Below are 15,678 nucleotides of genomic sequence, written 5' to 3'. Positions count from 1 at the left end.
TAAAACACTAAAAACTAGAAATTATGAAAACTTTAAAATCAATTTTCAAAACCTTATTAATCGCAGCAATCACATTTACAAGTTGTGAAACTTCAGACGACAGAGATAACGACTGCGATGGTGTCGTATGCAATCCAGCCTCAGCTGCGGAATTTCAAAATCTTAAAGAAAACGCTCGTGAAGCTTTAAAACAAGATTTTCAACTTACTGTTGAAGACGGAATTACAACGCTAACAACAGCAAACGGTGTAAGCGTAAGTATTAATGGGGCATGTTTAACCGTAAACGGAAACCCTGCTACAGGAGTGATAGATGTAGAGCTTATTGAAATTTTTGACAAAGCCACAATGCTAAAAACTAATAGAACAACATTAGGAACAACAGTTGGAGGCGATAAAGCTATGCTTTTAACTGGTGGTGAGTTTTTAATTGAAGCTTTTCAAAATGGAAACGAAGTTGTAACTAACTGTCCATTAGAATTACAAATACCATCTAACCTTACTGGAGGTACTGACCCAGCAATGGAGCTTTGGACAGGAAGAGTAGATGAAAACGATAATATTACTTGGGACGAAATGGAAGGTGGTCCTCAAGGTATGGGAGGTGAAGTGTTTAACGAAGGTGGACAATACTATGCATTCTTTAACGATTTTGGATGGAGTAATGTAGACCGTTTTTACAACGACCCAAGACCAAAAACTACAATCTTAGTTGCTCCTCCTGCTGGATACGACAACACAAATAGCGCCGTGTATATTTCATATGACGGTGAGGAAACAGGACTTGCTAATATGGATGTTTACGATAGTGGATTAGGATTATTTAGTGAGCATTATGGTCAAATTCCAATAGGATTAGAGTGTCACGTTATTTTTGCAGCACCAAATGATACTGGGGGATGGGTATATCATATTCAATCGGTGACTATTGCAGCTAATGACCAGATTACTTTTAATGCTGGCGACTTAATCTCGGCAACAGATGCTGAATTAACAAGCGCCATAAATGCCCTACCATAATTCTTAATCTGTGAAAGCGGTGACTTTGTCACCGCTTTTTTTATATCTTTAAATACAATCAACTCAATATAACTATGAAAACTAATGCTTTTGTCTTTGGCTTTCTTTTAAGTTTTCTAACGGTGTTTTCTCAACAAAACACCGCTACTGATTCTATAAAACCAAGAGTAGCTTCAATAAATTATAAAACTGCGGGAGATAGTTTATCTTTTACAGCAGATACACCACCATTAGAGCAAATAGCTGGTGCTCCAAAAGCATTTTACACGTACTACTGGGAATTTGGAGATGGCAACTACAGTAAAGAAAAAAATCCTAAGCATATCTACAAAGACAAAGGTGACTATGAAGTGAAGCTATGGGTTACTAATAATTACGATACAGGGAAACCACCAGTAACTAGGCCAAAAAAGATTAATGTTGCAAAAACTGATGACGATTTTCAAGCGCAAGCATCAATGACCGAAGACTTTACTCTACAACGCAATAGAGAACCTGTACCAGACCAAGACATGGTTTTAATAATGAGTTATAAAAATGAAAACGATTATCTATCAGACGGAAGACTTTACCTCTTTTATAATGAACAAAAATATGCCGCGGATAATTTTGAATTGATTGACACGCGTACCCATCATGGCGAACAAGATTTTATTAATAATGACGTTGTTTACAATAATCCAAAAGACGATTTTGAAGGCACTTTGTTAGCTTCAACGGAGAATAATTCTCTAACCTACTACCAAAAACAGCAAGACTCTACTAAAAAAACTGATTTACCAAAAACACTTAAAGAATCGAATGACTACTACAAAAACTCTAAAGTATTAGAGTTTAAAAACATGGAGCCCAAAGAGGAGCGTAATGTCTTTTTCACACTTAAAACCACTCCAGAAATGCTTAAAGACACTAGCGCTATTATTTCTGTTCGTGGTGTTTATGTCCCAGATTCTAATTTCAGTAACCATACTGTAAAAGAAATGGAAATGGAAATAGTAACGTCTCATGACCCTAACAAAATGTCGAGCAATGGTACATTTTTAAATTATAGATTAGTCCGTTTTAAAACTTTGAAATATAAAATTAAGTTTCAGAATAATGGCGAAGGCCCAGCACGTAAAATACGCCTAGAAACAGACATACCAGAGATGCTAGATAAGCAAACCATTGAAGTCATTGACATGTATCCTAAGGTTAAAATTTGCCCTAAACAAGAGGTTCAGTATAGTTGTCTAGACACTACGTTTACAGACAAGCAAGCTATCTTTACATTCAAGAATATTTACTTACCTGGCAGTGAGCAAAAAAATGTAAAAGAATACGACTCTACAAAAGGTTTTGTGAAGTATAAAATTAAATTCTCTAAAGACTTTCATAAGAAAAAAACCAGAAGTAGAACTGCTATAATTTTTGATAAAAACGAACCTATAATCACCAATTATTCTACAACTCGGTTTTTACCCGGTATTTCAATTGGTGCAAAGGCAGGTTACAATTATTTCCCAGATTTAAAAGACTCTAAGAGCTACTTTGTAGGCGCAACTGTTTCTCCTTACAAATCCTACAGATGGTACTGGCAAGTAGAGCTTTTAAATAGCTTTCATAATTATGATTCTGAGACTACAGTTACTGAAGAGATTATAGGAGGCGCTCAAGGTTTTGAGCAGTTACAGCGTACAACGGCTTCGTCTAGTTTTCAGAATATCGATTGGGAAGTTCCTATTTTGGTTAGATACAATATTAATAACTACATAGGATTAGGCGCGGGTCTCAACAACATGATAACTCTCAGTGAAAAAAGAGATGAATCACTTTTAATAGAACGTTTTGAAGGTACAAATCCACTAGCACCAATCATAGAAACTCTAAACACATCCTCCGAGTTTACAGATTCTTTTACTAATCTCAGGACTGGTTTTTTAGTTGAAGTTACAGGAGGTTTTGCCAGAATTGGGCCTAGCTTTGGAGCGCGTTATGTCTTTAGCTTCAAGGATAATTTTAATTATCTTCAATTGTACGGTATTTGGAAGTTTTAAATTCTTTTAAAGTTTAAATGAAACATCCATGACTAAATTTTAGTCACTTATAGAGATGATTATTTAGGATGTTCCATGTGACCATAAAGAACAATAAAAATAAACTCATGAAAAACCTCTTCTTTCTTCTTTTTGTTTTAAGCATATCGCTTTGCTTTTCTCAAACTTTAGAGGAGGATATTTACGCATCTACAGAACAATTTTATAGTGAGCCAAATCTCAAAAACTTACAAATTCTAAATACTGAAATTAAAATATATGAACCTCAATTAAAGACAGAAGACGAGTATTTTGCCTTCATCAATCTTATTGTAAATAAAGCCTTTTACTTAAGCGAGAATAATTATCTAAAACAAGCTATTTCAGCTTACGAAAAGGCGCACCAACTTTACACGAAAAACAAAGTGTATAGTTATGATATTGTTGAGTATTGTTTGATTCCACTCGGTATTCTTTACCACAAAACCAATGCTTACATCAAAGCAGAAAACATTACCAAGCATTACATTTCTCTCGCAAAACAGCAAGATAACAAGACACAACAAATTTCAGGTAGTATTAACCTTGCCAAGCTATATCAATCTTTAAACAAGCATAAAAGTGTTATATCTATAGTTGATAAAACTCTAGAATTCGATGGTATCTCTAAATCACAGTTGCAACGTCTTCATTCTATAAAACAAACAAGTCTTCTTTTAATGAAGACTAACCAAGATACCCTTTTGTTAGATGGTGATATTGTTTTCAATACTAGAGATAATCTTGAATCTTTAGAACAAAATTATCAACTTGCTAAAGAAAAAGAGGACTACAAAAAGGCTTATAGTTACTTCAATCAGATAAAAAATAAGCATCTTAAGAATAAACTAACGTCTAAAAGAGAGTTTGCAAGACTAAGTTTTGAAGAAGCGCAACTACTATATCTTTTAAACGAACCCAATAAAGCACTAAATGAATTAAAAAACACACTTGCTATTCTTGTTCCTGGTTTTAAAACTAACCAATCGCTAAACGAAACAGACTTGTATCCAGAAAATACGTTTATAGATGTGTTTGATTTATTAGCTGCTATTGAGCAAAACCCCACTAAAAAACTATTGAATTACAATCTTAGTTTTTATGTTGCTTCTCTTTTGGATAAGGAAACAACCAACGAAGAAAGCTACTTTATTAAGGCAAGGGCTAACAAAAATAGAAGTGAAAAGTGTATCGATATTTTATACCAGCTTTACGAAAATAAAAAATCCACTTCAATCATAGAACAAGCTATAAACTTTGCCGAACGAAACAAAGTTTCTTATCTGAAAAACAATTCTATTAGAAAGGAGCTTCTAGAAAAATATAGCAATAATGACACTTTGCTTGTAAAAGAAAATCAACTATTAAAAGAGCAAAAACTTTTAATAAATCGATTACTGAATTTTTCAACAAACCAGAGTTACCTCAAAAAACAAGATAGTATTAGGTCTCGATTGATAGAGATAAGTACCACTTTAAAATCACTTAAAGAAACCATCGATAAAAAGTATGCTATTCGTACTACGGAAATCATTACTCTTGAGTCTATAACGTCTAAATTACAAAAATCAAAGACTGGGATTGTAGAATATTTCTATGGCAAAAATGCTATCTACCAATTTGTGTTCACGAAGAAAGATTATGCATTTAATAAAATACCTATCGATGCAACCAGAACTCAAGAAATAGTTGATTTTATAGGGTATTTCAATGATGCTTCAAAAATAACTAATGATATACAAGCCTTTACAAAAGATGCGTATTCCATTTATCGCTTACTGAATTTTGAAGCCATAAATAGTATTGACAAAGCAGTAGTAATACCCGACGGATTTATCAATTTTATTCCTTTTGAAACTTTATTAACTGAAAAAACAGCAACTACTGCATTTTCTAAAATGCCTTTTGTCATCAAAAATCAAGCTTTGGCTTATAACTCTAGCCTGTTGTTTTATTTAAGAAACGAAACTGAGAGAGTCGATGATAATTTACTTGGTGTTTTTCCAGTTTTTAAAAACTCAAATCAAGAACTTATTTACACTATCGATGAAGCTGAAGCTATAGAAAAACAAATCCCGTCTAAACTTTTGATGCATCAGTTTGCAACTAAGAAAAACTTTATAAATCAGGCTAAAGATTATTCGATTTTACATATTTCAACCCATGCGTCTTCTGGTGATTTTTTTAAGCCTGCTACATTATCATTTTCAGATGGAGACTTATCTCTAAATAATCTTTATGCTCTAAATCTTAAGCCCAATTTAGTTGTTTTGAGCGCTTGCGAGACAGGTGTTGGTAAACTTCTAAAAGGAGAAGGCGTTATGAGTGTGGCTAGTGGGTTTCAATATGCTGGAGCTGAAAATATTTTGTTCTCTTTATGGCAGATTAACGATTTAAGCACCTCGAAAATAATAACCGAATTCTATAATCATTTTAGTGAGGGAAAATCAGCCATATTCTCCAATAAGCAATCTAAAATAGACTATCTAAATAATGAAACTATTAGCAATGCAAAAAAATCGCCATACTATTGGGGCGCTTTTATTTTCTATGGAGATTTACAAGAATTAAAATCTTCACAGCAACATAATTATTTGTTAGTTTTTGGTGTATTAGCAGTATTAATAATTCTATTTTTAGCCTTTAAATTCTATGATAGAAATGCAAGACACACTTAGAGATTTTTTAACCTTAAAAGGTTATTCTAAAATAAAGCTGAAACTTACTAAGACCAATCATTTTGAAATAAAGGCAGAAATCAATGGCGTAAAAGGTCGTTTTATATTAGATACAGGAGCATCGAGTAGTTGCATGGGATTTGAAGCTATTGAAGAATTTAAACTCAAAGTTGTGGATTCTGAAATTAAGGCCGTTGGTGCAGGAGCGTCAAACATGGAGACTAAGCTCTCCAAATCAAATTCTATAAAAATTGGAAAATGGAGAAAAAATAGAATGTCTATTGTTTTGTTTGACCTTAATCACGTAAACCAAGGATTATTAAATCATAATGCTGATATAGTTAATGGTATTATAGGTGCTGATGTTCTTAAAAAAGGAAAAGGTATTATTGACTATGACAAAAAGTACCTTTATCTGAAGCTCTAAAATATCACTTTTTTAACAATTTTTATTCAACTATCTGTTTTTCAACGTTTTAAAAAAATGAAAAAAAATGAAAAACACGTAGTTTTACGGATATAGGTTTCAATAATTATTCTGAAATTTACAACTGCTAACATCAGCAATATATTGTTGCAGAGTAATTATTTGAGTTTTGAAAAATAACAACAGTAAAATATTTGTGTTACTACTTATTGTAAGTACTGTTGCTATAATTACAGCTAATATCTCTGTGATTTTTTTTAGTTAATTAGTTTAGTTAGCTTTTAGATATAAAGGGTATCTAAAAATTTTAAAAGCGCAATTTGGGGGAATTGCGCTTTTTTTGTTTTAGATTTTGCTCATAAAAAATCCCCTATTTCTAGGGGATTTTATTTATTTATTAATGAAAAGAAATCTTATAATTCCAAAGCCTTCTTAACATCATTATTCATTAATAATTCAATAGGGTTTTCTAAAGCCTCTTTTACAGCTACTAAGAAGCCTACCGATTCTTTACCGTCAATAATTCTATGATCATAAGATAGAGCTACGTACATAATTGGCCTTATTACAACCTCTCCATTAACAGCTACAGGACGCTCAACAATGTTGTGCATCCCTAAAATTCCACTTTGTGGTGGATTAATAATTGGCGTAGATAACATGCTGCCAAATACACCTCCGTTTGAAATGGTGAAGGTTCCTCCTGTCATTTCATCAACTGTAATTTTACCATCTCTAGCTCTTAAAGCCAAACGCTTAACCTCTGACTCCACACCACGGAAAGATAAATTTTCAGCATTTCTTATCACAGGCACCATTAATCCTTTTGGACCAGAAACAGCAATACTTACATCAACAAAATCGTAAGAAATCATTTCTTTACCATCAATCATAGAATTAACGGCAGGATACAATTTTAAAGCACGTACTACAGCTAAAGTAAAGAAACTCATAAACCCAAGACTTACACCATGCTTAGCTTTAAAGTCTTCTTTGTATTGCTTACGTAAGTCAAAAATTGGAGACATATCAACTTCGTTAAACGTAGTTAACATGGCCGTTGTATTTTTTGCTTCAACTAAACGTTCAGCTACTTTACGTCGTAACATAGACATCTTGCTTCTAGATGTTCCTCTGTTTCCTCCAGAAGGTGTTCCCATAGATGGCACAGCATTAACCGCATCATCCTTAGTAATTCTTCCATCACGACCAGAACCTGAAACAGATTTTGCGTCTATGCCTTTCTCGTCAAGTATTTTTTTAGCTGCTGGGCTCGGAGTTCCTGTAGCATATGTTTTAGCTTCTGATGCAGCAGGCTTTGGGTCTTCTTTTTTAGGCGCCTCTTTCTTTTCAGTCTTTGGCGTATCATCAGAACCTCCTTCTGGCTTATCTGCGCTTGTATCTATTAAACATACAACAGCGCCGACGACTACGGCATCACCTTCTTCGTATCTATTCCCATCAGCGTCTGCAAGTGTTATAATTCCACTAGCTTCTGCTGGTAACTCTAGAGTTGCTTTGTCACTATCTACCTCAGCAATGGCTTGGTCTTTTTCTACATAATCTCCATCTTGCACTAACCATTCTGCAATTTCGACTTCTGTAATTGATTCGCCTGGCGAAGGCACTTTCATTTCTAAAATCATCGTTTTTTATTTATTTAAGCTCTGATTTGAGTATTATTTTATTTTGTTATTTTTTCTGATTGTCTTTCGATTTGTCAAAAACAAAGTCGATGACTTCTTGATGACGTATCTTAGACCTCACCGAGCTTCCTGCTGCTGGTGCTCCGTATGGCCTTCTGCTTGCTGCTCTCCACGTTTTTGCTTCTTCTAAGTGCATTAGCATATGGCTGTAAGCACCCATGTTACGAGGCTCTTCTTGTGCCCAAACTACATCATCGGCATTTTTATATTTCTCTAAAATAGCTTTAATATCATCGACTGGTAATGGGAATAATTGCTCTATTCTAACGAGTGCCACATCATTTCTTCCCAGCTTCTCTTGCTCTTCTAATAAATCGTAATAGAATTTACCCGTAACAAAAACTAAAGTTTTTACTTTACTTGCTTTTGCATTAGCATCATCAATTAACATTTGGAAGCTACCGTTAGCAAACTCATCTACAGTTGAAACTACTTTTGGGTGACGCAACAAACTCTTAGGTGTAAAAACAACTAAAGGCTTTCTGTAATTTGCCTTCATTTGTCGACGCAACAGATGAAACATATTTGCTGGTGTTGTACAATCTGCAACATACATATTATCCTTAGCACATACCTGCAGGTAACGCTCCATACGCCCAGAAGAATGCTCTGCACCTTGACCTTCATAGCCATGAGGCAACAACATTACTAAGCCATTTTGAGTTTTCCATTTATCTTCTCCAGAGGAAATATACTGGTCTATCATTATCTGTGCGCCATTGCTAAAATCTCCAAATTGTGCTTCCCAAATGGTCAGTGTATTTGGACTAGCCATAGCATAACCATAATCAAAACCTACAACACCATATTCTGATAACAATGAATTGTAAATATTGAATTGCCCTTGGTCTTTAGAAACGTTTTTGAGTAAGATGATTTCTTCTTCGCTATCTTCTACTTTTACTACAGCATGTCTATGAGAGAAGGTACCACGCTCTACATCTTGACCTGAAATACGAACATTAAACCCTTCTGACAACAGAGAACCATAAGCTAAATGCTCAGCCATAGCCCAGTCTAATCTGTTTTCATCGAACATGGTTTGACGAGACTCTACCAAACGCTGAATTTTACGAATAAACTTCTTGTCTTCAGGCAAATTTGAAATCGTCTTAGTGATATCTTTCAGTACATCCTTAGATACTTTGGTATCTACTGATTTTATCATTTCTTTTTCATCTACGCGAACAAAATCTTTCCACTGTTCTTGCATAAATGGTGAAATCTTAGTCTTTTCAATCTTACGAGAATCAACTAATTTTTCTTCAAGCTGGTCTTTATAGTCTGTTTCTATTTTCTTAACGTGACCTTCATCAATGACACCTTCAGCTATTAATCGGTCAGCATAAATATCTCTAGGATTCTTTTGTTTTGATATGGCCTTATAAAGTAAAGGTTGTGTAAACTTTGGTTCATCACCTTCGTTATGACCATACTTTCTGTAGCCTAATAAATCTATAAAAACATCACGTTTAAACTGCATTCTAAAATCTAGAGCAAATATTGTAGCATGAACAACAGCTTCTGCATCGTCTGCATTAACATGAAGCACTGGAGACAACGTAACCTTACCCACATCTGTACAATACGTACTCGATCGGCCATCTAGATAGTTCGTGGTAAATCCTATTTGATTATTAACTACAATATGAACCGTACCATTGGTTTTGTAACCGTCTAGTTGTGCCATTTGTACAACTTCGTAGACTAAGCCTTGCCCAGAGATTGCAGCATCTCCATGAACTACTATTGGCAGTACTTGCGAAGGGTCTTCTATCTCTTTTCTATCTTGTTTAGCACGCGAAATACCCTCAACAACCGCGCCTACAGTTTCTAAATGTGAAGGGTTTGGTGCTATACTTAAATTTATCTTTTTTCCTGTATCTGTCTCACGGTCACTTGTCCAGCCTAAATGATACTTTACATCACCATCAAAGACTTTTTCTTCATAATCCTTACCATCAAACTCACTAAAGATATCTTTTGCAGACTTGCCAAAAATATTAGTTAATGTACTTAAACGTCCACGGTGAGCCATCCCCATTACAAACTCCTTAACACCATAGTTTGCTGCTTTTTCTATCATAGCATCAAGCGCAGGAATTAAAGACTCGTTTCCTTCAAGAGAGAAACGTTTTTGCCCAACATATTTGGTATGTAAAAATGTTTCGAATGAAACTGCTTCGTTTAGCTTTCTTAGAATATTCTTCTTTTCGTCTGCAGAAAATTTGGGATGATTGTCATTGATATTCAACTTTTTCTGAATCCAATCAATCTCTTCTGGTTGACGAATATACATATACTCAATACCAATGGAATCGCAGTAAATGCTTTCTAAATGGTCAATAATATTTTGAAGTGTCGCAGAACCTAAACCAATAATTTCTCCAGCAGAAAACTTGGTTTGCAAATCGTTTTGAGATAACCCAAAATTTTCAATTTCTAATGTTGGAGCATATTTACGTCTGGCTCTTACAGGATTAGTTTTTGTAAATAAGTGTCCTCTACTTCTATATCCATCAATAAGTTTTACAACTTGAAATTCTTTTTGAACCTGCTCAGGAATTTGCGTAGAAACACCTTCTACAATTTCGCCTTCCAAACCATAAGTCTCTGCACCAAAATCGTACCCTTGAAAAAAGGCTCGCCAACTTGGCTCTACGGAGTCAGGATTTTTAAGATATTGGTCGTATAAATCAGCGAAATATGCTGTATGTGCTGCGTTAAGAAAGGAATATTTATCCATTTGTTTTTTTGAGACGTTTTCGTTTCAATAAAATTTAAGCAAAAGTACAACTTTTCATGTTTTCATTAACACTTTTAGTATATTTATAACCATTACTCAAAAAATTGTTCTAATGAAGTCACTTCTGCTATCCGCTGCTTTTGTTCTATTGAGTTTTTTTAGCTTTTCGCAAGACAACCAAAATTCTAGTTTTTGGAATAATGTACGGTTTGGTGGAGGTGTTGGATTAAATTTTGGTAACGGTTTTTTTAGCGGAACACTAGCTCCCCAAGCCATTTATGATTTTAATCCCTACTTTTCTGCTGGTGTAGGATTAACAGGAAGCTATAGTAGTCAGCGAGATGTATTCAATTCTACTATTTTAGGTGGAAGCCTTATTGCACTGACTAATCCTTATCCCGAGGTACAGATTTCTGCTGAGTTTGAGCAGGTTAATGTTAACACAGATTTTGACTCTCAATTCTCAGGACAAAATAGAGATAACTTTTGGGCCAATGCCTTATTTCTTGGCGTTGGCTACCGAGCAGGTAATGTTGTTTTTGGCATAAGATACGATGTACTTTACGACGAAGACGAAAGCATATATGCGGATCCTTGGTTGCCTTTTGTTAGGTTTTGGTTTTAATCTATTTTTAAAGTTTCTTAATTAGATATTTAATCAAATCCGTTGTAGTAACTATACCTACAAGTTTACCGTTTTCTACAACAGGTAGCGCATGGAATTCCTTTTCTCCAAGAATTCTTGAAACTTCTTTTATAGTTGCATAAGGCGGAACACTTACAACATTTTTAGCCATAACTTGTTCTATTGTAAACATATTGTAAACCACGGTATCAATATCACTTTCATACTCATCTACAGCATCTGCAAAACTTATTCTTAGCAAATCCGTATAGCTAAGTATTCCAATAATAGCTTTTTCCTTTACTACTGGAATATGCCTAATCTTATGCCTCTTAAATAGCATCTCAGCAGTCTCTAAATCGTCTTTATGGCTCAACGTAATGACATCTTTAGTCATTATCGTAGAAATTGGCACACCTCTTTCCATACTTTTAGTTTTTAATTAGTCTACTAAAATTAGACTAATCTCTAATCATAAATTATGACAAACGTCAGTATTAAAGAATTAAAGGTGACGCTTAGCTGATAGATATCATATTTTCTTTTTTACTATTAAAGTAACTTGGTAATAGTTAAAACAAAGATTATGGAAACGACTTCAACACCATTTAATGCAACTATATTAAACGAAAAAACTAAATCTTGGCTAAGTGATTTGTTGTTTATTAAAGACGAACACAAATTTTTGTTAGATGCTACTAACGAAACCACATTAGAGATTACAAATGATGATACTCAAATAGAACGTGAAGAAATTATAGATGCAATAAACAGGTCTGAAAAGCGTAATTGCATGCTAATTAATACTGTAGAAAACCATCTAGAGTGCTTAGATAACTGCATTTTAGATAGCACATCTAAAACTAAAGAAGAATTTGTAGATAAGCATCTTTTATTACAGGCTAAAGTCACTAAGAATATTGCAACCTTTAAACGCTTAAAAAAACAGCTTTTTGAAATTATAAAGAAAGCCAAAAAGCACGAAAAATTAGAGTATCTACTTGATAGCAAACTGTCTTTACTTAACTGAATTTAGCTCTATACCAAACTTTTTGCCATTCGCGTTGGAGAATTAAAAATGTAATATCTTCTGAAAGCTTAATAGCATCACTCCCGTCTAGTGTTTTTACTTTGGCTTCAGCAACATCTACAATGTAAAGGAAATTAAGATACTCATTAAATTTGTTTTGAATCAGATTATAAACTTCTTCTTGCAAAATAAGTTTTAGACTTGTAGGGAGTACCTCATCGTCAAATTGTAAATCTACATTAGCATACAATAAATCTTTGTTAAGCTGAATGATAAGCTTTTTATAGAGTTTTAATCCATTTGCTTCTTCAACTAAAGCTTCGAAAGTCGATGGTAGTTGCATTAAACGTTGCGTGTCATTAAACCTAAGCCAAATTGCTTAAGGATTTGCTTTTTCTCTTCATCTACGTTCATCATTTTTAATAAAGAAAATGCCTTTTCGGTATACTGCTCTACAGCCTCCTTAGTTGCTGCTTTGGCCCCTGTACTTGTAAAAATTTGTTTGACTTGATCTACTTTTTCAGAAGATTCGTCAGGCTGCGCAGAAAACCAATCTAGGAGTTTTTCCTTGTCTTCTTCCGAGGCAAATTCTAAAGCTTTGAGGTATAAATACGTTTTTTTATTTTCTATAATATCACCACCTACCTGTTTACCAAAAGTTTCTGGATTTCCAAAGGCATCTAAATAATCGTCTTGTAATTGAAAAGCAATACCTAAATATCGCCCAAAGTCGTAAATCGCATTTTGATTTTCTTCGGAGGTTTCTGCAACAATAGCTCCCATTTTCATAGCGCCACCTACTAAAACGGCCGTTTTGTACTCTATCATTTTTAAATACTCGTCAATGGTAACATCATTTCTAGTTTCAAAATCCACATCGTATTGCTGCCCTTCACAAACTTCAGTGGCCGTTTTGCTAAATAACTTTGCTAATGCTTGGAAGGTTTCTGGCTTATAGTTTTCGAATAACTGATACGCCATAATCAGCATCACATCACCAGAGAGAATTCCTGTATTAACATCCCACTTTTCGTGCACGGTTTGTTGGCCTCTTCGAATTGGCGCATCATCCATAATATCGTCATGGACGAGAGAAAAGTTATGAAAAACCTCGACACTTAGTGCGGCATCCAAAGCCTTGTGGTAATCTTCACCAAAACAATCACACGCCATTAAAGTTAAGACAGGACGTAATCGCTTTCCGCCAAGATTAAGTATGTAATTAACGGGGTCGTAAAGGTTTTTAGGCTCTCGCTCGACTATGTATGTTTCTAAATAGTCTACAAAGGCAGATTGGTAAGTCTTAATGTTATTCATAATACAAAAATACAGCTTTCGGCATATTTAAACTCAACATCACGAATGTTAAAAAATCATTAAAACTTTGGAAACTTTTTTTGTTCTTAAAGTTTCCTAGCTTATTTTTGCTGTCTAATTATGAGAGAAAAAATTATACATAAAGCATCTGAGCTCTTTTTAACACTTGGTTTTAAAAGTGTTACCATGGACGATATTGCTACTGAAATGGGCATCTCTAAAAAGACTATTTATGTTCATTTCAGTAACAAGACAAAACTTGTCGAAGCCGTAACCTTTACGCTATTCGAAAATATCTGCGATGGTATCGATTGTATTTGCGATACATCATCTAATCCTATTAATGAGTTGTACGATATTAAAATGTATGTGATGCAACATCTAAAAAACGAACAAGCATCACCTCAATTTCAACTTAAAAAATATTACCCACAGATTTACGAGAATCTAAAAGGAAAACAATTCGATAAAATGCACGACTCCGTCTCAGAAAGTTTGCAAAAAGGCATTGACTCTGGCATGTTTAGACCAAATATAGATGTAGAGTTTATCTCACGACTTTATTTTAACGGAATGACAGGAATAAAAGACGAATCGATTTTCCCAAAGAGTAAATTTAATATGGAATATCTCATGGAAAACTTTCTAGAATACCATCTCAGAGCTATTGTAACCGAAAAAGGGTTCGAGATTTTAAATCAATTTATCAACAAAACACAATCAAAACACTAATGAAACATATAATTATCTGTTTTCTAATCTTATCAAGTTTTCTTGGCTTTTCTCAGGATATTCCGAGTAGTTTTAGCTTACAAGAAGCCATTGATTATGCCTTAGAAAATAATAGAACTGCAAAAAATGCAGAGCGTGATATTACTGCGGCGAAGAAACAAAAATGGGAAACTACAGCAACTGGGCTCCCGCAATTAGATGCTTCCATAAACTACCAAAACTTCTTAAAACAGCAGGTTTCGGTGGTGCCAGCAGAATTTTTTGGCGGGAATCCAGGAGAATTTGCAGAGGTTATTTTTGGAACTAAACAAAATGCCGTGGCTACCGCAACTTTAAATCAGTTGTTGTTTGATGGCTCTTACTTGGTAGGCTTACAATCTGCCAAAGTATTCTTAGATATTTCTGAAAACGCCAAAGTAAAAACAGATTTAGAAGTCCGAAAAGCTGTAATTAACGCTTATGGTAATGTGTTACTGGCAGAAGAAAGTATTGCTATATTAAAACGAAATATCGAAGTACTTAAAAAGAATTTATACGAAACCACTAAAATTTACGAAAACGGTCTCGGTGAAGAAGAAAGTGTAGAGCAACTACAAATTACACTTTCTAACGTAGAGAGTAATTTAAAAAATACTGAACGATTAAAAGACATAGCATACCAAATGCTAAACATTACTTTGGGTATTGAGTTTAATTCAACCATTCAGCTAACCGATACTCTAGAAACCCTCACTGTGCAAAATATCTCATTAGAAGCATTAGAAAGTGAAAGTAATGTTGAAGCTACTATTGACTATAAAATTGCGGCTAACGATAAGCGCTCTAAAGAATTACTTCTTAAGCTAGAAAAAAGCAAAGCATTACCAACACTTAGCGCATTTTTAAATGGGGGATACAATAGCTTTTCAGACGATTTTGTTTTCCTAGACAGCAATAACCGTTGGTTTGGATTCTCTGCTGTTGGTGTTAATCTTAATCTTCCCATCTTTAGTTCTGGTAAACGTAGTGCAGCAACACAGCGTGCAAAAATTAATCTAGAAAAATCTACAGATTTACTCACAGAAACGGAACAGCGATTAAATCTTCAGATAGAAACAGCCAAAAGTAATTATAGGTTTGCCGTAGAAGATTATGCTAACAAAAAACAAAATCTGGCTTTAGCAGAACGGATAGAACAAAAAAATCAGACCAAATTTTTTGAAGGTGTTGGCTCTAGTTTTGAGCTAAGACAAGCACAAACACAATTATACTCAGCACAACAAGAGTTTTTACAAACTATGCTGGACGTTATTAATTCTAAAGCAGAGCTAGAAACTATTACTAACCAAACATCAAAATTTTAAA

13 protein-coding genes are annotated in these 15,678 nt (G+C 34.2%); 8 read left to right on the top strand and 5 right to left on the bottom strand.

The features are described from left to right. Positions 1-23: 23 nt before the first annotated feature. From BUB95_RS06360 to BUB95_RS06345, 4 genes are all read left to right on the top strand, one after another. Positions 24-1,019 carry a riboflavin synthase family protein gene (locus BUB95_RS06360; RefSeq protein ID WP_073084402.1) on the top strand — a complete coding sequence of 332 codons (996 nt, stop codon included), beginning with the start codon at positions 24-26 and terminating at the stop codon, positions 1,017-1,019. A gap of 74 nt (positions 1,020-1,093) precedes the next feature. After that, the gene (locus BUB95_RS06355; RefSeq protein ID WP_073084400.1) at positions 1,094-3,055 is read left to right on the top strand and encodes a PKD domain-containing protein; all 1,962 of its coding nucleotides are present in this window, start codon (positions 1,094-1,096) and stop codon (positions 3,053-3,055) included. 107 nt (positions 3,056-3,162) lie between these two features. Further along, the gene (locus BUB95_RS06350) at positions 3,163-5,751 is read left to right on the top strand and encodes a CHAT domain-containing protein (protein WP_159432642.1); all 2,589 of its coding nucleotides are present in this window, start codon (positions 3,163-3,165) and stop codon (positions 5,749-5,751) included. After that, on the top strand, positions 5,735-6,178 hold the full coding sequence (locus BUB95_RS06345; RefSeq protein WP_073085126.1) for a retropepsin-like aspartic protease: 444 nt from the start codon (positions 5,735-5,737) through the stop codon (positions 6,176-6,178). The genes BUB95_RS06350 and BUB95_RS06345 overlap by 17 nt, the downstream gene beginning before the upstream one ends. Positions 6,179-6,591: 413 nt before the next feature. Here the strand turns inward: BUB95_RS06345 and odhB are convergent, their stop codons facing one another. Together odhB and BUB95_RS06335 are read right to left on the bottom strand one after the other, a co-directional pair. Continuing rightward, positions 6,592-7,824 carry a 2-oxoglutarate dehydrogenase complex dihydrolipoyllysine-residue succinyltransferase gene (gene odhB / locus BUB95_RS06340; protein WP_073084397.1) on the bottom strand — a complete coding sequence of 411 codons (1,233 nt, stop codon included), beginning with the start codon at positions 7,822-7,824 and terminating at the stop codon, positions 6,592-6,594. A 46-nt stretch (positions 7,825-7,870) separates the two neighbouring features. Then, entirely contained in the window at positions 7,871-10,630 is a 2,760-nt protein-coding gene (locus BUB95_RS06335) for a 2-oxoglutarate dehydrogenase E1 component (protein ID WP_073084395.1), read from the bottom strand. Between the two features lie 112 nt (positions 10,631-10,742). Between BUB95_RS06335 and BUB95_RS06330 the strand changes: the two genes are divergently transcribed. Then, positions 10,743-11,255, top strand: coding sequence for an alpha-ketoglutarate decarboxylase (locus BUB95_RS06330; protein ID WP_073084393.1), 513 nt, complete (start codon positions 10,743-10,745; stop codon positions 11,253-11,255). Positions 11,256-11,262: 7 nt separating this feature from the next. Here the strand turns inward: BUB95_RS06330 and BUB95_RS06325 are convergent, their stop codons facing one another. Beyond that, a complete protein-coding gene (locus tag BUB95_RS06325) occupies positions 11,263-11,682 on the bottom strand; it encodes a CBS domain-containing protein (protein WP_073084391.1) in 420 nt (139 codons plus the stop codon). A gap of 159 nt (positions 11,683-11,841) precedes the next feature. Between BUB95_RS06325 and BUB95_RS06320 the strand changes: the two genes are divergently transcribed. Next, on the top strand, positions 11,842-12,285 hold the full coding sequence (locus BUB95_RS06320; RefSeq protein WP_073084389.1) for a hypothetical protein: 444 nt from the start codon (positions 11,842-11,844) through the stop codon (positions 12,283-12,285). On the opposite strand, the gene BUB95_RS06315 is transcribed toward BUB95_RS06320, so the two are convergent. Then, positions 12,278-12,628, bottom strand: a complete 351-nt coding sequence (locus BUB95_RS06315; RefSeq protein WP_073084387.1) for a hypothetical protein — start codon at positions 12,626-12,628, stop codon at positions 12,278-12,280. The genes BUB95_RS06320 and BUB95_RS06315 overlap by 8 nt on opposite strands. Beyond that, positions 12,628-13,602, bottom strand: a complete 975-nt coding sequence (locus BUB95_RS06310) for a polyprenyl synthetase family protein (RefSeq protein ID WP_073084384.1) — start codon at positions 13,600-13,602, stop codon at positions 12,628-12,630. Before BUB95_RS06310 ends, BUB95_RS06315 begins: the two co-directional genes overlap by 1 nt. A gap of 120 nt (positions 13,603-13,722) precedes the next feature. On the opposite strand from BUB95_RS06310, the gene BUB95_RS06305 reads away from it, so the two are divergent. Beyond that, entirely contained in the window at positions 13,723-14,334 is a 612-nt protein-coding gene (locus BUB95_RS06305) for a TetR/AcrR family transcriptional regulator (RefSeq protein WP_073084382.1), read from the top strand. Then, positions 14,334-15,677, top strand: a complete 1,344-nt coding sequence (locus tag BUB95_RS06300; RefSeq protein ID WP_073084379.1) for a TolC family protein — start codon at positions 14,334-14,336, stop codon at positions 15,675-15,677. Before BUB95_RS06305 ends, BUB95_RS06300 begins: the two co-directional genes overlap by 1 nt. Position 15,678 lies beyond the last annotated feature (1 nt).

Source organism: Winogradskyella jejuensis (genome assembly GCF_900129745.1).
GTDB classification, from domain to species: domain Bacteria; phylum Bacteroidota; class Bacteroidia; order Flavobacteriales; family Flavobacteriaceae; genus Winogradskyella; species Winogradskyella jejuensis.
The sequence above is the reverse complement of the archived record's forward strand: the minus strand, read 5'-3'. Positions and strand labels throughout refer to the sequence as shown.